Genomic DNA, 18,762 nt, shown 5'->3' with positions numbered 1-18,762 from the left:
TTTATGACTAAAAAAGCACTTCTTATTATTGATATGCAAAAGGGGTCTTTTACTCCAAAAACACCAAGGTATGACACCAATGGGGTCGTAAAAAAAATCAATGACCTTACTGATACTTTTAGAGCAAAGGGTTACCCTGTAATTTTTATTCAACATGATGGATCCGGTGGTAATGAGTTTATACCCAACACCGAATCCTGGGCTCTACTTGATGACCTAACAACACAAAAAACCGATATTTTTATTGACAAATACGCCAATGATGTGTTTTACAATTCCAAACTCAAAATCACACTTGATAAATTAAATATTAATCAATTATATATAACCGGCTGCGCTACTGATTTTTGTATTGAAGCTACTGTTCAATCGGCCTTGTCCAAAGATTATAACATTACAGTGGTTAAAGACGGACACACCACCGGAGATAGGCCGCATTTAAGTGCAAAACAGGTTATAACACATTATAATTGGGTGTGGCAAAACATGATTCCTACTAAAGGAACTATAAAAGTTGAAGATTTTTATACCATCAATGCATCTTTATAAAAATATTTACGTTAAAAATTTTACCTTTAGCCCAAACTCAAAAGAATAGTAGATGCTAGCCATTTTAAAAAAAGAAATAAATTCATTTTTTGCATCTCCTATGGGCTATTTGGTCATTGCAGTGTTTCTGGTTTTAAATGGACTATTTCTATGGTTGTTTAGAGGCGAATTCAATATTCTGGATTATGGTTTTGCTGATTTGTCGGCATTCTTTTTACTGGCGCCCTGGATATTGATTTTTCTTATTCCTGCTGTAACCATGCGCAGTTTTTCTGATGAGAAAAGACAAGGTACTTTAGAATTATTATTAACCAAGCCCATTTCACATTTCAGCATTGTTTTAGGTAAATATTTTGGGGCATTCATATTAATCTTAATTGCGTTATTACCAACCTCATTATATGTTTATACCGTTTATCAATTGGGTAATCCTGTTGGTAATTTAGATATGGGAAGTACCATCGGCTCTTATTTTGGGCTGTTATTTTTGGTAGCTGCATACACAGCTATTGGGATTTTTGCTTCCACATTATCTAACAATCAAATTGTAGCGTTTATTATCGCTGTGTTTATATGTTTTACGTTTTATATTGGTTTTGAAGGTATTGCAGATTTTATGTCAAGTAACTTTATTGAACAATTGGGTATGAGCATACATTTTAAAAGTATGAGTAGAGGAGTTATAGATACCCGGGATATTATTTATTTTTTAAGCATTACAGTGTGTTTTTTAATGTTAACCAAATTTAACCTGAATAAAGCTCACCGATGATCATAACCCCAACATTTATTATTCTAATCGGTATTGTCTTTATTTTGACCTGGCTATTTGTAAAGACCATAGATAAACGAAAATGGCTAACCATATTGGTGAGTTTAGCTTTAACACCAATAGCCTATTTTTATGTAGTCTACCCTATACTTAATATATTTAGTAGTTATCATCATGAAAAACGTTTTAATCCCGAAACCTGGCAAAGCAAACCGGAATTGCGCTTTGAAATGTTAAACCATATAATAACCACAGATAGTTTGTTTACAGGAAAACCAAAACACGACATAGAATTGCTATTAGGGAAACCGGAATGGTACGGCTGGGATGACCATAGAAAAGTAAATTCACAAGACCTGTGGAATTATAATTTAGGATTCAAACCGGGAGCTTTCAATACTATGCAGGAATGTATTGAACTTAATTTTGAAAACAATATTGTAACAACTCTTAGAACCTATCAATTAGAAAAGCCTCTTGAATAACTCCATAAAACATATATCAATTCTTATCATCACCTTAGTTGCTATTAATCTCATTAATAATAAGGTTTACCAACGATTTGACCTAACTTCTGATAAACGTTACACTTTAAGTGAATCTGCCATTCAGATCATTGAAGATTTGAAATCGCCTATTGTTGTCGATGTATTTTTAGAAGGCAATGATTTTCCTTCGGAATTCCGGCGCCTTCAAAACGAAACCAAACAATTACTTGAAGAATTTGCTGCAGAAAATCATAATATTATATTTAATTTTATTAATCCCCTAGAAGACGATGCCACCCGGGATAGGAATATTCAGCAACTTACCCAACGTGGGTTAACGCCTATGCAATTAAGTGTTTCCGAAAGCGGAAAATCATCCAAAGCCATTATTTTTCCCTGGGCATTAGCAAGCTATGACGAACAAACTGTTAGTATCCCATTAGTGAAAAATAAAATAGGTGCTACACAACAGGAATTGGTTAGCAACTCTGTACAACATTTAGAATACGCTTTTGCTGATGGATTTAGTAAACTTACCAAACCAAAACGGCGAAAAATTGCCATTTTAAAGGGCAACAAGCAGTTAGAAGATAAATATATTGCAGACTTTGTCAAGACCCTTGGAGCGTACTATTATATAGCCCCCTTTACTTTAGATAGTGTATCTGGAAATTCACAAAAAACACTTAAGGCTATTAGCGAATTTGATTTAATTATTTCTGCAAAACCCACAGCCCCCTTTACAGAAAAAGAAAAATTGGTGTTAGATCAATATACCATGAATGGTGGTAAAAGTTTGTGGTTAGTAGATGCCGTGGCCATAGAAAAAGATAGTTTATATAATACTACAGGCACAAATTTTGCCGTAGGCAGAGATCTAAACTTAACCGATTTCTTTTTTAAATATGGTATCCGTATTAACCCGGTTATGGTAAATACACTGTATTCTGCTCCCATTACTCTGGCTATTGGAGAAGGTAGTGAATCTCAGTTTCAGCATTTGCAATGGCCTTACTCTCCTTTAGCGGGGTCTAACAGTAATCATCCTATTGTTAACAATTTAAACTTAGTTAGATTTGATTTTGCTAATCAAATTGACACTCTAAAAAACAGCATTAAAAAGACCATCTTACTGGAATCAGCACCATTAACAAAACTAGATGGCACCCCCCGTGAGGTAAGTTTAGACCTTGTTACAAAAGAACAGGATCCTAAACTATTTAATAAAGGCAATCAAACGCTTGCCGTATTATTAGAAGGTGCATTTAACTCGGTTTACAGTAACCGTATAAAGCCATTTGAACTTGATGAAATAAAAAATACAAGTATACCTACTAAAATGGTTATAATAGCTGATGGAGATGTCATTAAAAATGATGTGGTGAGGAATACACCACAAGAATTAGGCTTTGACAGATGGACCGGAAAAACCTATGGCAACAAGGAATTTTTACTTAATACTGTGAATTACTTACTTGATGACAATGGACTTATAAACATTCGGTCAAAAGAAATTACCGTTGCTTTCTTAAATCAGCAAAAAATAGCCTCTCAAAAAAACAAATGGCAGCTTATAAACATTGTATTACCACTGGCTTTACTGAGTATTTTTGGTTTTACTTTCAATTACTATAGAAAGAAAAAATACAGCGCCTAAATGTTAATAAGTTTGTTTCCAAATATTCTGGCTTTAGAATATATTTGTAAGAAGCATAATTACAATTTAAACAAGGAAAGTTTTACGTTACTAAATATTTTTTGGTCTGTACTTTTAGAAAATGATTAAAATCTGTTTGGTAAACAACCTTATAAAAATCATAATATTTTCGCATGAAATTTATAGTATCAAGTACTTATTTATTAAAACAGTTACAGGTTCTAGGTGGTGTTATTAATAGCTCAAACACTTTACCTATCTTAGATAATTTCTTATTTGAATTAGACAACAGTCAGCTTACTGTTTCTGCCAGTGATTTAGAAACCACAATGGCCTCTACTTTGAATGTAGAAAGTGAAAGCAAGGGCAGTGTTGCTATTCCGGCGCGGTTGTTATTAGATACTTTAAAAACATTCCCGGAACAGCCTTTAACCTTTGTTGTAGAAGATAATAACACCGTTGAAATCAGTTCTAATCACGGTAAATATGCTTTAGCTTATGCTGACGGTAATGAATTTCCCAAAGCAGTTGCTCTTGAAGACCCTAGTAAAACAGTTGTCACCGGGGATGTATTAGCCACTGCTATTAGCAAAACCATTTTTGCTGCTGGTAACGATGATCTACGCCCTGTAATGAGCGGTGTATTTTTTCAATTTTCAACAGAAGGTTTGACTTTTGTGGCTACCGATGCCCATAAATTAGTAAAATATACACGTGAGGATATTAAGGCAAATCAGGTTGCTGAATTTATAATGCCAAAAAAACCTCTAAATCTTTTAAAAGGTATTTTAGCGGCAAGTGAAGATGACGTAACCATTGAGTACAACGAGAGTAATGCAAAATTCACTTTTGAAAATTCAGAATTAATTTGCCGATTAATAGACGGGAAATATCCTAATTATGAAGCCGTAATTCCTAAAGAGAACCCTAATAAATTGGTAATTGGTAGAAACCAGTTTTTAAATTCTGTACGCCGTGTTAGTATATTTTCAAACAAGACCACACACCAAATTCGTTTAAAAATTGCCGGAGCAGAACTTAACATTTCTGCTGAGGACATTGATTACAGTAACAAAGCAGAAGAGCGTTTAACTTGTGATTATCAAGGGGACGATATGCAAATTGGTTTTAACTCCAGGTTTTTAACAGAGATGCTTAATAACCTAAACTCTGATGATGTACAATTAGAAATGAGTATGCCTAATAGAGCGGGAATTTTAACTCCAATTGACGGCCTTGATGAAGGTGAACAAGTAACTATGCTGGTTATGCCTGTGATGCTGAATAGCTAGTTCATTTCTGAGCAAACAAAGCAGAATATCTGATCATATAAAATAAAAAAACACTCACTTTTAGTGAGTGTTTTTGCTTATCCCATCTAACAATACTAACTAATAAAATTAAGAGATAATGACTATTTTATGAATTTTTATTTGATTTTTGTATGTTTTAGTTTATAAACCTAAATGATAATGGATAAGTTGGCACTTCACCATTACTTGCTTTTACCGCATTAATTATAGGGAATATAAAGCCTATAACACCTAAAATAATAAAGCCTACTAAACCTAGACCAAATAATAAAATAAGTGGAATACACATTAAGCAGTAAACAATTAAACTTAATTGAAAGTTTATAATGTTTTTTCCGTGGTCATCCATTTGATATACCTTATCTTTTTGGGTCAGCCACAGTATTAATGGTACAATTAAACTGCCAAACCCTATAACTAAGGTGATTAACTGACTTAAATGGGTGATAACTAAAAGTTGGTTGTCCTGTCTCATGATGGCGATTGATTTTGATTGATTACGCATATATGACGCATCAAAATCAAAAATGTTACAACCCTCAATTGAAAAATAAACCTTTTACACCTGACACCTCTAAAACAATATGCCTTATCTAACTTTTTTTGACAAACTTCAATCAGATGAGCTACTACATAGCTAAAATTTAAGAAATTCTATTTAGCAGGGCAATAAAACGCGGTTCATTCCGAAGTGATCTGAATTTCACATCTTGTTTCAGTCCCCAAAAAAATAATCCCTGCCCTCCAAATTCATAATCTTTTTCTAAATATTTTAAGGCATTTTCTTTATCGCCCAATCCTATATAGATAGTTGCAATCATATAGGCCGGAACATAAACCTCTTTATTTTTATTAAGCTGATATTCCAATATCAGTCTAGCTTTATCATGTTCTCCAACCATACCATAACAATATCCAAGCATCCAGTTAGTGTTAGAAGCCACACTTCTTGATGTATAGATTGCTATGGCCTCATGGTATTTTCCTAAAGCAGAAAGACTAGTGGCTTTAACCCACTTTAGCATATTATCATCAGGAAATTTGACCAATGATTTATCCATCAAATCGATTCCTTTTTGAAACTCATTTAAATAATAATACGCCTGCCCCATATCTCCAATGTATTTAGTAGATAAGGGATCTAATCTTAAAACCTGATTAAAGTTTTCTTCCATCATGGTTAAATTATTTTCAAACGCATAAATCCATGCCAATTTATTATAAGCACCAACATAACTGTGATTAAGCTCAATGGCCTTCTTTAAATACCGCTTTGCGGTTTCTTTTTCGTATCTGTAATAACTTATGGCACCCAAAGCTCCAAAAGTACCGCCGTCATTAGAATTAATAGCTAAGGCCGTCAATGCCGGAGTAGAAGCAAGTTCCAACATTTTTTTTGGAGATTCCCTACCCCAAAATATATACTCCATATAGGTTTCAGCAACACCAACATAAGCCCTGCAAAACTCGGGATCATATTCTATGGCCTTTTTAAACAAACTTTCAGCTTTCTTTAATTCTTCAACTTTACCACCTCCCCTGTGGAAATACATTTGGGCCTCTTTAAATGCAGTATAAGCTTCTGTATTTGTTGTGGGTTCGTTATCAATCCTTAACGCTTCCCCCTCGCTCAAAGTAATTTGCAAAGCGCTGGCTATATCTTTTGAGACACTACTCTGGATTTTAAAGATTTCTACTAAGGGACTGTCATAATTATCGGCCCATAAATTCTTGTCATTACCGGCATCTACCAGATTAGCATTTATACGAACCTGATTGTTATTAACCCTAACACTTCCTTCTAAAATATAATTAACCCCCAGCTCTTTGGCTATTTCCTGCAAGGTTTTTCTAGTGTCTTTATAAAACATTGCTGAAGTTCTCGAAATCACTTGCAAATCCTGGATTTTAGAAAGGTGAGTGATAATGTCTTCTGTAATCCCATCTGCAAAAATATCAGATTCATCATCGTTGTTCATATCAGTAAAAGGTAGTACAGCTAAAGTAGCCGCTCCAATATTTCTATCTTCATTTACACCATCCATCATAAAGTAAACCAATCCTAAAATTATGATTGAAAGGACACTCAAAACATATAAACTTTTTTTCCTGTACTCTTTGTATTCTTTAAAATCTTTAGGCTTCGTTTTCCCAGATAAATCTTCCTTATTTGGAACTATTAAATCACCATTAGTCACCGCAAAAATTGGAATAACCCTACTTACATTCTTAAACTCAACCTCATCAATAAACTGCGTTCTTATATTATTCTTGTTTTTGAGCTGGTCATTAACTTTATCAGAAATTAAAATAGAACCTGCAACTCCTATAGATTCAACTCTTGAAGCCACATTAACAGCGTCTCCTATTATATCATCTTTAGACTGAATAATATCACCTACATGGATCCCTATACGAACTGGTATTTTCGGTTCTTCATAAAACGCTTTTTGTAACTCAATAGCACATTCCACGGCCTCTATCGTACTTTTAAATACACTTAGGGTCCCATCACCAAAATATTGAATAATCTTACCGTCATAGGCTTCTGTAGTCATTTCAAAAGTCGTTCTATGACGGGTTCTTATTAAAACTGCCTCTCCCTCATCCTGCTGCATTAAGGAGGTATACCCCTCAATGTCTGTAAACATTATTGCGGCAAGTTGTCTATTGCTTGGCATTTTGATCTATTTAGTTAGGTCTCACTAATTTAATCAATTATCTTTAAAGAATGAATTTATCTTAAAACTCCATCTACATTGTATCACAAATAATTAATATCTTTAACATAAGACAGCAATCTAAATTTTAACAAAAGTGCCTGAAAACCTTGAAGATTTCCTTTCTAAAATCCCTTTTTTCTCAGAGGTTTCAAATACATCTCTTAAAAATCTGGTAGCAAATTCTCAAAAAGAAACCTATATAAAAAATGAACTGATCTTCAGGAAAAATGATATAGGAAATGCCATGTATGCTATAGTTAGTGGCTCAGTTAAGGTACATGACAGCACTCATGTTTATGATACGCTTTCTTCCGGGGATTGCTTTGGTGAATATGCTTTAATTGATAACGAGACACGTTCTGCCTCCATTACAGCTATAGAAAAAACTACGGTTTTAAAAATTGAACGTCAGCACTTTTTAGATTTAATGGTACAGGATAGTGGATTTTCTCAAGGCATTTTATCGGTTATGATTAAGCGCCACAGAGAATTGGATACTTTTCAAGAGCACTTAGCCCGTTCTAAAGAAGCTCTTGAACTGGCTAATTCTAAAATGAGCGGGCTTATTAATGGTGCTATGGATGCTATTATCATGTTTGACAGTCAGTATAAAATTGTACTCACCAATAAAGCGGCAAACCTTATACTGGAAAATGATGATGCCCTACAGCGGAATGTACTCTACTTTTTTGATGATAAAAGCTCCAAATTAATTGAGACTATAGTAAGGTCTAACAACGAAGATGAAACCTCAAATAAATACCTGCCTAAAATTGTAAATATTATTGGATCCAATGGAGGAACCTCACTTAACGAAGGCACTTTAAGTACCTATGGTCTGGGTGCAGAGACTTTTTATATTTTAATTTTAAGAAATATTGATGAGCGTATTATTGCTGAAAACAAGATTAATTTATTAACCAAACAAACCCAATATCTGGAAGAAGAGATAAATAAATTAACCAATAGTTATGGCATTATAGCAGAAGACCAAAGGATGAAAGCAACTTTAAACTTAATCCACCAGGTTGCAAAAACAGATGCCACGGTATTAATTCAAGGGGAAACCGGTACCGGTAAAGAATTAATTGCCAGAGCTATTCATAAAGAAAGTCATAGAAACAACAAACCTTTAATTCGCATAAACTGCGGTGCTATACCTGTTAATCTCATTGAAAGCGAGCTATTTGGCCATGAAAAGGGGGCTTTTACCGGGGCAACCATTAGAAGAAAAGGCCGGTTTTTGTTAGCAGACAAAGGCACCATATTTTTAGACGAAATTGGTGAAATGCCTTTAGAATTACAACCTAAACTACTTCGGGTTATTCAAGAAGGTGAATTTGATCCTGTTGGAAGCTCAGAAACCATAAAAGTAGATGTTAGAATCATTGCAGCAACACATAGAGATTTATTTAAGTTTTCAAAAACCGGAGAATTCAGGGAAGATTTATATTATCGGCTAAATGTGTTTCCCATTAATGTTCCGGCACTAAGAGACCGAAAACGAGATATTTGTGTGATTGCCCAGGAAATGATAGATCAGTTTTCAAAAAAGCTAAATAAACATGCTATTGCTCTATCCGACACAGATAAAGCCCTTCTTAAAACCTACTCCTGGCCTGGTAATGTCAGGGAACTCCAAAACCTAATTGAGCGGGCAGTTATTGTATCTAAAGACGGCGCTATCAACTGGCGCAATATCATACCAAATGAATCCAATAGTCAGGAAAATCCTCTGGAACCTATACAAGAAAAAGTATTGACTTCTGTCGAGTTGATTGAATTAGAAAAGCAAAATATCTTAAATGCACTAAAGCTCTCCAAATGGAAAATCTCCGGTAAAAATGGCGCTGCTGCCCTTTTAAAACTACCCCCAACTACATTAGCCTCAAAGATCAAGTCTTTAAAACTAGAAAGACCCGTTTAAATTCACGAAATCTCATAAATAACATAACGATATTTCGTTAATAAACGAATTTTCGTTAACACATGTAATCATTAATTTAATACAACTAACTGATTACAAGTTTCTTATATAGATTGGCACGCCATTAGCTTTATTCTAGTCAAACAACAACGTTTAACAATTTAAATTTTAAAAAAATGATTACAACAGACAATGTAAAAAACGGAGTAAATGTAGACCAGCTAGTAGAAACTATTGGACACATTCAAGAACAACCTGAATTAGCAAAATTTGAATTCAGAGCAAAGAATAACTGGATTGATGGTGGACATTGTGCATCCAGTGTTAAAAGCTTTTATGGCGCCGGACAGGAAGATACTACCCGTGAAAAAACGTTCACCATGGAATGTAGCCACCCTCAAGTACTTCTTGGACAAGATGAGGCTCCAACGCCGCCAGAGGTAGTATTACACGCATTAAGTTCATGCTTAACCGGAGCTATGGTATATCATGCTGCAGCTAACGGCATTGATATTGAAGGTGCTGAATCAACTATTAAAGGAGATGCAGATTTACACGGGTTTTTAGGATTAGATCCTGAAGTAAGAACCGGTTTTAACGGTATTACCATGCAGTTAAAGGTTAAATCTGACGCTTCTGCTGAACAACTTGAAAATTTAGCAAAATTCTCCCCTGTATTTGATATGATTTCTAATCCAACTCCTGTTAAGATTGAAATTGTAAAAGGGTAAAAACCTATTAAAAAAGACTGTACTTAGAAGTGCAGTCTTTTTATCAAATTAAACACCACAGTAAAATGAAAACTTCATCTTTTAGCATCTTAACAGCAAATCAAGCTGTAGCTCAAATAGCTTATAAAATAAATGAGGTTTTTCCTATATACCCTATAACTCCGGCTTCTGATATGAGTGAACTTGTTGAACAATGGCATTCTGAAAATATGACCAATGCCTTTGATAATGCAACCTCTGTTTTTCAAATGCAAAGCGAATCTGGTGTTGCCGGTGCTATGCATGGAGCTATTCAAACCGGATCTCTTGTATCTACATTTACAGCCTCTCAAGGCTTACTGTTAATGCTGCCAAACCTATATAAAATTGCAGGAGAATTGCTCCCCAATGTTATTCACGTAGCTACAAGATCTATAGCTACACATGCGCTTTCTATTTTTGGAGACCATAGTGATATTATGGCAGTTCGTCAATCAGGTTATGCCATGTTAGGTAGTGCTTCGGTTCAGGAATCACATGACCTTGCTTTAATTTCACAAGCTGCATCTCTCAAATCACTAATCCCTTTCGTTCACTTTTTTGATGGTTTTAGAACCTCTCATGAAATCAACAAAATACAAACCATTGATAATAACATCATTCATTCTTTAATCGATCAAAACACTATTAAAAAACATAAACAACGTGCCTTAACCCCTAATAACCCTGTTATAAAAGGAACTTCCCAGGGTCCTGATCTATTTTTTCAAAGCAGAGAAGCCATCAACCCGTTCTATGATCAATGCCCGGAAATTGTTCAAAATTATATGGACCTGTTTGGTACACTGACCGGAAGATTCTATAAGCTTTTTGATTATTACGGTCACCCGGAGGCAGAACATATTATTATCTCCATGGCCTCCTCTACTGACACCATTGAAACTACTATAAATGAGCTTAATAAGTCCGGAAATAAATATGGCCTTATAAAAGTTAGATTATTCAGGCCGTTTAGCACAAAACACCTTATTAAAGTACTGCCTAATTCTGTAAAGTCCATTGCTGTTTTAGACAGGACCAAAGAGCCAGGGGCTCCCGGAGAACCTTTATATTTAGATGTTCTTCAATCTATTTCCAATGCCTATCAAAATAAACAGACATCTACATTTCCTATTGTTATTGGTGGTCGCTACGGTTTGTCTTCAAAACAATTTACACCGGCAATGGTTCAAGCCATATATAACCACCTCAAACAGGAGCACCCCAGGCACAATTTTACCGTTGGAATTAAGGATGATATAACACATTTAAGTCTCGATTTTTCAGAGGACATTACAATGAAAAATGACTTCTATGAAGCTATTTTTTATCAGGGTAAAACCAACAATACAGCTTCAAGCTTTTCAAATACATTAAAATTAATTGGAGCAAAGGAAAATACCTTTATCCAAGGTTATACTGAACGTAACTACAAAAAATCAAATACAAACAATATTGCACATTTACGTATAAGCAACACCCTTATTAAAGCACCTTATTTAATTGAACAAGCTGATTTTATTGGCTGCCAAAATGCAAACTTCACACAAAACGACGAGGCAATAAAAAAATTAAAACCCAAAGGCACACTTTTGGTCAATACTTCTCTAACGTCTAAAGCATTTTGGCAGTCATTATCGGCAAATAAACAACATGAAATCATTAATAAAAATATCAATGTGTTGATTGTAAACATTGAGGAATTAAAGGCTAATCAGGTTTTAAAGACCAATACAATAACAGAATTACATGCTTGCTTTTTGAGCTTAAACTCAGAGCTGTTAAATGATGGCAGTATTACCGATTTGAACGAATTCATATATAAAGTCAATACCTCAATTGATAACAATACCTCTGCTCCCTCCAAAACTGACAGTCTTTATGAGAGTACCTTCTTTGAAAAACTACTGAAAAATAACGGCGATACTATCCCGGTCAGTATGATACCTGTAGACGGCACCTATCCTACAAATACATCTATACACAATCCTGTACAAATCAGTTACACCATCCCAGATTGGAATACAGATTTATGTACACAATGTGGCGCTTGCAGTATGGCTTGTCCGCAAGCTGCATTACGATTAAAAGTCTATGAAGATTCTTATTTAAACAGTACTCCTAAAACATTTAAATCTATAAAATCTAAAGATTTTGACTTACTAAATTACACCATTCAGATCAACCCGGAACAGTGTAATGCATGCCATAACTGTATTGATGCTTGCCCTACAGATGCTTTAAAAGAAACAAACAAAAACAAGGTTTTAAATAACGAAAAAGACAACTGGACTTACTTTGAGTCCATTCCTGAATTTGACAGAACGCAAATTGATGTCAATAAAATTAGCCAACAACAATTACAGGAACCTTTATTTAAATATTCAAGTGGTGTTGAAGGTTGTGGGGAAGCACCTTATTTAAAACTGATGTCTCAACTTTTTGGAGACCGTCTTCTTATTGCAAATGCAACAGGAGCCAGTTCTATTTTTGGAGGTGCTTTGCCAACAACACCCTGGGCAAAAAATATAAACGGACATGGTCCTGCATGGTCTAACTCTTTATTTGAAGATAATGCTGAATTTGGACTGGGATTCAGAATGTCCATTAACCAACAGGAAAGACAGGCCAAAATATTATTAAAAAAACTGATCCCGCTTTTAGATTCCAATTTGGTTCAAGATATTTTAAATGCTCATCAAACAACCGAATTAGAAATAAGCCAACAACGCATAAGAGTTGAACGACTAAAAAAGTATCTTGAAAAGACTGAAACACCCGAAGCTAAACGGTTATTACATATTGCTGACAATTTAATTAAAAAAAGCGTTTGGATAATAGGTGGTGATGGCTGGGCCTATGATATTGGTTATGGAGGCATAGACCATGTATTAGCTTCCGGAGAAAATGTAAATATATTGGTTTTAGATAATGAAGTCTATGATAATACCGGTGCTCAGGCATCAAAGGCAACACCTTTTGGAGCGACGGCTAAATTTGCTTTCAACGGAAAACAAAAACAGAAAAAAGATCTTGGTCTGTTAGCCATGACCTATGATAATGTATATGTTGCCTCTGTAGCTATTGGCGCCGATCAGGAACAAACTTTAAAAGCCTTTAATGAAGCGGAGAGCTTTGATGGCCCTTCAATAATAATAGCCTATTGTCATAGTGAATCTCATGGTATCGATATGAAACGACCAGGTAAATACCACAAGGCAGCTGTTGATTCCGGACAGTGGTTACTTTATAGGAACAACCCCCAAAAGTCAAACAATAACCTAAGCACTTTACAATTAGACTCTAAAGTGCCTTCAATCAAAATCAAAGATTATTTAAAATTAGAAAACCGGTTTTCAAAATTATTTAAAAACAATCCGGAACAACTCAGCAATGTAATGCACCAAATTCAAAAATATACAGACAAACGGTTTGATAAATATCTGGCCATGTCTTTATCAAATATTCCACACCGTTCAAAATTACTTCAAGATTATAAAATCAAACAGCAATTAACTTTTAGAAAATGAAAACGTCACAAAAAAGAATAAACCGAATTAAAGCCCAAGGGTACTTTGATTGTACTAATTCAGAAATATCAAAACTAGCCTTTGGAAATAGATTTGCGTATATACTCTGCACTATAATTGTTATCACTGGTGTTGCAACGGCTAACATTCCAATACTATTATCTATGTTTTTAGTAGCATTCTTAAGCATCCTCCTTCCAAATCATCCTTTTGACTATATATACAATTACCTGCTAAGAAAACTAATGGATAAACCCAAATTACCACCGCGTTCTAAACAATTGAAATTTGCTTGTTCTATAGCCTCAATATTTTTAGCCGCCACAGTCTCTTTGTTTTATTTAAATCATATGATAGCCGGATATATTGTTGGTACACTATTAATTATATCTGCTTCTCTAGTTGCCGGCTTAGACATTTGTATTCCGTCTATAATCTATAATGCGATATATAAGATCAAACCAAATTCATAATTTTTTAATACGTGAATTTTAGTATTATTGAAAAAACAGATTTCAACTACTATATTATTTTTCGCGCATTTCATTTACCATCCCCCAATCATCTGATACTCCAGAAATAGTATATTCGGCAGATTTAGTTATAAAGTATTTTGCTACCTTATCATTTGGGTTTTGAATCAACACCTTATCAAAGGCCGCTGAAGCTTTCGGGAACTCTTTATTAAAGAAACATTTTAAGCCTTTCTCAAAATTTTTGAGTGTTTTGAGTTTTAGGGCCACACAGTCATCTTGATCGCCGTCAAAACACTCATAAATATCCACAATATTGTTTTTTCCTTTCGCTTTAACTTTTCCTAAATATCTAAAATTAAAATGTTCTACAGTTTCTATAGTTTCTAAACTGTCTCCGCTAATTACAATATTTGCTCCGTAATATTTTGTAATACCTTCCATTCTTGAAGCGGTATTTACAGTATCAGCTATAATAGCAGTATCATTTCTATAGACATCCCCTATAATTCCCATAACCAATGATCCTGTATGCAGTCCCATCCCCACAGAAATTGGAGCATATCCTTCTTTTTCACGTTGTATATTGTATTCACAAATTGCTTTTTGCATAGCTATAGATGCCTGTAAGGCATAATTAGCTTCATGCGGAAATAAGGCCATTATTCCATCACCTAAAAATTGATTTACAAATCCGTAGTTTTTTTGTATCAATGGCCCCATTCTACCCACATAAGCATTTACAAACTTGAAATTTTGTTCCGGAGTCATGGTTTCTGAAAGACTTGTATAATCTCTAATATCAGTAAACAATACCGTAACCTTTCGTTCTTTATGGTCTCCTAAAACAACATCAGTTACCGTTTCCCGCCCTACGGATTTTAAAAATTCTGAAGGCACAAATTTACTGGTTGCTCTATAAATTCCTTTCAGGTTTAAATGTGTCTTTATTCTACTTAACAGCTCATTTTTTGAAAAAGGTTTGGTTAAGTAATCATTGGCTCCAACATTGAAGCCCGCTACCAAATTGCTTACTCTATTTTTAGCCGTAAGTAAAACTATGGGTAACTCACTGGGTGAATATTTTTTTCTAATGTGTTCACAGACTTCATAACCAGACATATTTGGCATCATAATATCTAAAAGAATTAAGTCATATATATGATCTGCATTAATTAACTTTAAAGCTTCTTTTCCATTTCCTACCTCCTCTACATTATACCCAGCTACCCTTAAATGATTTTCTAAAACACGACGATTAATAGGCTCATCATCTACTATTAAAATGGTAGCTTCAACACTATTTTTGATACTTTTTTGCTCATTCGAATCCTTATAATCATCATCTAGTTCTTGGATATCCTGTTGATCAAAAGTATCTATCTCTAAATTAGTTGTTTTACGATCTGTAGTACTAATTGGCAATGTAAAACTAAAGGTTGAGCCTTTATCTACCTGAGAGCTCACTTCAATAGTCCCACCATGAAGTTCTACCAGTTGTTTTGTTACTGATAAGCCTAAACCCGTCCCGCCATATTCCCGTTCTACAGAACCATCTATTTGTTCAAAAGACTTAAAAATGGTTTCAAACTTGTTGGCTGGAATTCCAATTCCGGTATCACAAACTGAAATTGAAAGCTTACCATCAAGTGGTTTAGTCTTTATCTCAATCTTTCCCTTTTCTGTAAATTTAATAGCATTACCAATTAGGTTATATAATATTTGCTGTAGCCTGTTTTCGTCCGCATCAACTAATTCAATGTTCTTGGGAATGGAGTTTATCAACTTTAAATCTTTGCCTTTAGCTAAAGAACTTGAAACTTTTAAAACCAAATTCACCAGAGGGTAAATATCTACGGCTCTAATTGAAAGGCTCAAATCTTTATTCTTCAATTTTGAAAAATCCAGAATATCATTTACCAAATTAGAAAGTCGCTTGCCACTATGCGTTATCATATCTAAATTCTCTACGGCTTTTTCCGATAATTCTCCGGCTACCCCATCTTTTAGAGATTCTGAAAGCCCAATGATTCCGTTTAAAGGTGTTCTCAACTCATGAGATGTATTGGCCAAAAACTGGTCTTTGAGCTGATCAATTTGTTTTAGTTTTCCAATAACTTTACGCTCCTGTTTGAGTTTAATACTTTTTTGCCTGGATCTCCAGTAAACCCATCCCACTATTAGCAATCCAATAGTTCCAAAAATGATCAGATTAATTTTATTTTGTTGCTTACTCAAATCATTAGCAAATTGTAATTCCTGAGCTGCTTTCTCTTTATTAAACGCAATACTATCTGCAAGTTGCTCTTTTTCAAACTGATATTGCATTTCTTGGCGTGTAATCTCCTTTGTTTTTTGGTTATTAAATAAAGAGTCTTTGGCTATTATTGACTGCTTAAAGTATTGCAAAGATTTATCATAATCACCAAGTTTTTCCCATACTGAACTTAAGCATTCACAAGATTCTTTTTGAGCAATCAATACACCCGTCTCCAGCGCTAAACTTAGACTTCTTTCACAATCAACTTTAGCCTTTTGGTAAGCTTTAGTCTTTAAATAATTTACCCCCCTGTATAAGTGTGCAGAAATCAACCCTTCTTTATCTCCAATTTCCTTCTTTATTTGTATACCCTTATTCAAATATTCTAAACCTTCAGAATATTTTCCAAACTTACCATATAACTTTCCTATGTTATTGTATGCTCTGGTCATGGACCGTTTATCTCCAACAACCTCAGCAAGTTCCGCTGACTTTAATAAGTTCTCTAAGGAAAGTTCAAAATTCATTAAGTTCTCATATACTATCCCAACATTATTGTACGCATGTGATAGCGTATATTTATTTCCTAGTTTCTTTTTTAAACTGAGGCTATAGTTATAATATTCAAGGGCTTTTTCTTGGTTTTTTTGCCTAAGAAAGACATTACCAAGATTATTTGTTAACCGCGCTAAATTAGTTTCATCATTTAGGTCTTCAGAAATTTTCAGTCCTTTTAATAAATTATCAAGGGCTTTTGGAAAATTCCCTAATTCATAATGTGCTGTTCCAATATTATTATACGTAACTGCAATACTCTTTTTATCAGAAAGTTGTTTTAACAATTCAAGCCCTTCATTAAAATAGTTAAGAGATTCATTAAAACTACCCTGAATTGCATAGGTGTTTCCAATATACCTCAACGTAGTAGCCTCCCATTCTTTGTTTTGTCTTTCTTTAGAGAACTTCAAAACATTGTCTCCAAAAACTCTTGCAGAATCCAGGTTTTGTCTAAATAATAGCATAAAAGCATTCAGACCGGCATCAAATCTAATAGAATCAATTTCTTTTTGGTTTTCAAAAACTAATTCAAGGCTATCTAACTTAGATGTTTGACCATAAAACAAGCCGCAAACTATAATGAAAAAAAATATACAGAGCCTGTATTTCATTTTAAAATTGAAGGATTGGTTGGATTGATTACCCTATAAAGTTAAGAGTTAATCTTTAAACTTTATAAAATTACCCTAATTTAAACGCTAACTAAGTCACTAAAGGTAAACTTCTTACGTGACTTTTTATATTAAATCCGGAATAAAACTATGCCTCTTGACTGTGCATTACTAAAAACGGAATATTAATTTTGAAGGCAAAAGTTTCAACCGTATGCCTTGTAAACAAACGCTCTAAAAAAGAGTGCTTTTTACTCATCATAGCCAACATTTTAATGTTGTTATCCTTAATATAGTTTTGAACGTTATTAAATATTTGACGGGAATTTGAATCTAAATAATCATGTGATGTGTCAGAAAAATAAGTTTTAAAAAAAGCTACATTATTATTTTGGTTATGCGCAATATGATGTTCATCTGCAACATGCAAAATATTAAGTTTAGAATTATTCAATTGCTTTATGAAATTTAATACCGCTAATGCTTTGGAAACTAACAGTGTTAAATTATTTGTGGTATATGCTATGGTAGATAAGCCTTCATAAACACATCCATCAGGAATTGCCAAAACCGGTACTTCACATCGTTGAATAACTCTAACTGTATTACTACCAAACAATGCTTTTTCCAAACCTGATGCCCCTTTAGTGCCCATGATTATGAGATCAATATTATAGTTTTCTGAAATCTGGTTTATAGAATCAATAAAATTATCATAATCAACTACTGAGAAAAAATTATGCTTTTCATTATTATATTCCTCTTTCACAATAGATATAATATTATTTACAGATTTTTTAGAGGCACCAATTAACGTGTTATAAATGCTGGTGGAAACGCTTGCAGACATTATATCATCAGAAATAAAAGAAGAAGCCGTTTGCACATTAACTAAGTAGAAATTACAGGATTCATTTTGAAGTAAGTTCATGGCATAATCAATGGCATTCAAAGAGTTTTTTGAAAAATCGGTAGGTAATAATATATTTTTCATCTCAATAATACTTTGATTACTAAATAAATATATTAGTAATTCTATTAAAAAAATATGACATATATCATTTACCCATTTACATGCAATAATAAAATTAGTATAATAATGTTAAGGGTTGTACTTTAGGCATACTAAATAAGTACGAATACGTTATAACT

At 33.8% G+C, this 18,762-nt stretch carries 13 protein-coding genes; 9 read left to right on the top strand and 4 right to left on the bottom strand.

The features are described from left to right. Positions 1-3: 3 nt before the first annotated feature. From VOI54_RS16040 to dnaN, 5 genes are all read left to right on the top strand, one after another. Positions 4-549: a cysteine hydrolase family protein gene (locus tag VOI54_RS16040; RefSeq protein ID WP_326284118.1), complete on the top strand. Its 546-nt coding sequence runs from the start codon at positions 4-6 to the stop codon at positions 547-549. Positions 550-601: 52 nt separating this feature from the next. Then, entirely contained in the window at positions 602-1,321 is a 720-nt protein-coding gene (gene gldF, locus VOI54_RS16035; RefSeq protein WP_326284117.1) for a gliding motility-associated ABC transporter permease subunit GldF, read from the top strand. Further along, positions 1,318-1,806 (top strand): hypothetical protein, encoded by a 489-nt coding sequence (locus VOI54_RS16030; protein ID WP_326284115.1) that lies wholly within the window; start codon positions 1,318-1,320, stop codon positions 1,804-1,806. Before gldF ends, VOI54_RS16030 begins: the two co-directional genes overlap by 4 nt. After that, positions 1,799-3,466 carry a gliding motility-associated ABC transporter substrate-binding protein GldG gene (gldG, locus tag VOI54_RS16025; RefSeq protein WP_326284114.1) on the top strand — a complete coding sequence of 556 codons (1,668 nt, stop codon included), beginning with the start codon at positions 1,799-1,801 and terminating at the stop codon, positions 3,464-3,466. Before VOI54_RS16030 ends, gldG begins: the two co-directional genes overlap by 8 nt. A gap of 173 nt (positions 3,467-3,639) precedes the next feature. Next, positions 3,640-4,758 carry a DNA polymerase III subunit beta gene (dnaN, locus tag VOI54_RS16020; protein WP_326284108.1) on the top strand — a complete coding sequence of 373 codons (1,119 nt, stop codon included), beginning with the start codon at positions 3,640-3,642 and terminating at the stop codon, positions 4,756-4,758. A gap of 157 nt (positions 4,759-4,915) precedes the next feature. Here the strand turns inward: dnaN and VOI54_RS16015 are convergent, their stop codons facing one another. Together VOI54_RS16015 and VOI54_RS16010 are read right to left on the bottom strand one after the other, a co-directional pair. After that, entirely contained in the window at positions 4,916-5,254 is a 339-nt protein-coding gene (locus VOI54_RS16015) for a DUF4870 domain-containing protein (protein WP_326284106.1), read from the bottom strand. 169 nt (positions 5,255-5,423) lie between these two features. After that, positions 5,424-7,460, bottom strand: a complete 2,037-nt coding sequence (locus VOI54_RS16010) for an adenylate/guanylate cyclase domain-containing protein (protein WP_326284105.1) — start codon at positions 7,458-7,460, stop codon at positions 5,424-5,426. A 136-nt stretch (positions 7,461-7,596) separates the two neighbouring features. On the opposite strand from VOI54_RS16010, the gene VOI54_RS16005 reads away from it, so the two are divergent. From VOI54_RS16005 to VOI54_RS15990, 4 genes are all read left to right on the top strand, one after another. Beyond that, complete coding sequence (locus VOI54_RS16005) at positions 7,597-9,429, top strand: sigma 54-interacting transcriptional regulator (RefSeq protein ID WP_326284104.1); 1,833 nt, start codon at positions 7,597-7,599, stop codon at positions 9,427-9,429. Between the two features lie 176 nt (positions 9,430-9,605). Beyond that, a complete protein-coding gene (locus VOI54_RS16000; protein WP_326284103.1) occupies positions 9,606-10,160 on the top strand; it encodes an OsmC family protein in 555 nt (184 codons plus the stop codon). A 65-nt stretch (positions 10,161-10,225) separates the two neighbouring features. Continuing rightward, positions 10,226-13,708, top strand: coding sequence for a 4Fe-4S binding protein (locus VOI54_RS15995; RefSeq protein WP_326284102.1), 3,483 nt, complete (start codon positions 10,226-10,228; stop codon positions 13,706-13,708). Continuing rightward, on the top strand, positions 13,705-14,181 hold the full coding sequence (locus tag VOI54_RS15990) for a DUF4395 domain-containing protein (protein WP_326284101.1): 477 nt from the start codon (positions 13,705-13,707) through the stop codon (positions 14,179-14,181). Before VOI54_RS15995 ends, VOI54_RS15990 begins: the two co-directional genes overlap by 4 nt. A gap of 54 nt (positions 14,182-14,235) precedes the next feature. On the opposite strand, the gene VOI54_RS15985 is transcribed toward VOI54_RS15990, so the two are convergent. After that, a complete protein-coding gene (locus VOI54_RS15985) occupies positions 14,236-17,610 on the bottom strand; it encodes a tetratricopeptide repeat protein (protein WP_326284100.1) in 3,375 nt (1,124 codons plus the stop codon). A 148-nt stretch (positions 17,611-17,758) separates the two neighbouring features. Next, entirely contained in the window at positions 17,759-18,604 is an 846-nt protein-coding gene (locus tag VOI54_RS15980; protein WP_326284099.1) for a universal stress protein, read from the bottom strand. Positions 18,605-18,762: the final 158 nt, after the last annotated feature.

This window comes from Alterotamlana spongicola (assembly GCF_035818475.1).
Lineage (GTDB): Bacteria > Bacteroidota > Bacteroidia > Flavobacteriales > Flavobacteriaceae > Cognatitamlana.
Note: the sequence above shows the minus strand (reverse complement) of the source record. Positions and strands in the feature narration are given on the sequence as shown.

Coding starts and splice junctions, on each gene's coding strand:
- VOI54_RS16040 (WP_326284118.1), top strand. CDS start 4: ATGACTAAAAAAGCACTTCTTATTATTGATATGCAAAAGGGGTCTTTT.
- gldF (WP_326284117.1), top strand. CDS start 602: ATGCTAGCCATTTTAAAAAAAGAAATAAATTCATTTTTTGCATCTCCT.
- VOI54_RS16030 (WP_326284115.1), top strand. CDS start 1,318: ATGATCATAACCCCAACATTTATTATTCTAATCGGTATTGTCTTTATT.
- dnaN (WP_326284108.1), top strand. CDS start 3,640: ATGAAATTTATAGTATCAAGTACTTATTTATTAAAACAGTTACAGGTT.
- VOI54_RS16015 (WP_326284106.1), bottom strand. CDS start 5,254: ATGAGACAGGACAACCAACTTTTAGTTATCACCCATTTAAGTCAGTTA.
- VOI54_RS16010 (WP_326284105.1), bottom strand. CDS start 7,460: ATGCCAAGCAATAGACAACTTGCCGCAATAATGTTTACAGACATTGAG.
- VOI54_RS16000 (WP_326284103.1), top strand. CDS start 9,606: ATGATTACAACAGACAATGTAAAAAACGGAGTAAATGTAGACCAGCTA.
- VOI54_RS15995 (WP_326284102.1), top strand. CDS start 10,226: ATGAAAACTTCATCTTTTAGCATCTTAACAGCAAATCAAGCTGTAGCT.
- VOI54_RS15990 (WP_326284101.1), top strand. CDS start 13,705: ATGAAAACGTCACAAAAAAGAATAAACCGAATTAAAGCCCAAGGGTAC.
- VOI54_RS15985 (WP_326284100.1), bottom strand. CDS start 17,610: ATGAAATACAGGCTCTGTATATTTTTTTTCATTATAGTTTGCGGCTTG.
- VOI54_RS15980 (WP_326284099.1), bottom strand. CDS start 18,604: ATGAAAAATATATTATTACCTACCGATTTTTCAAAAAACTCTTTGAAT.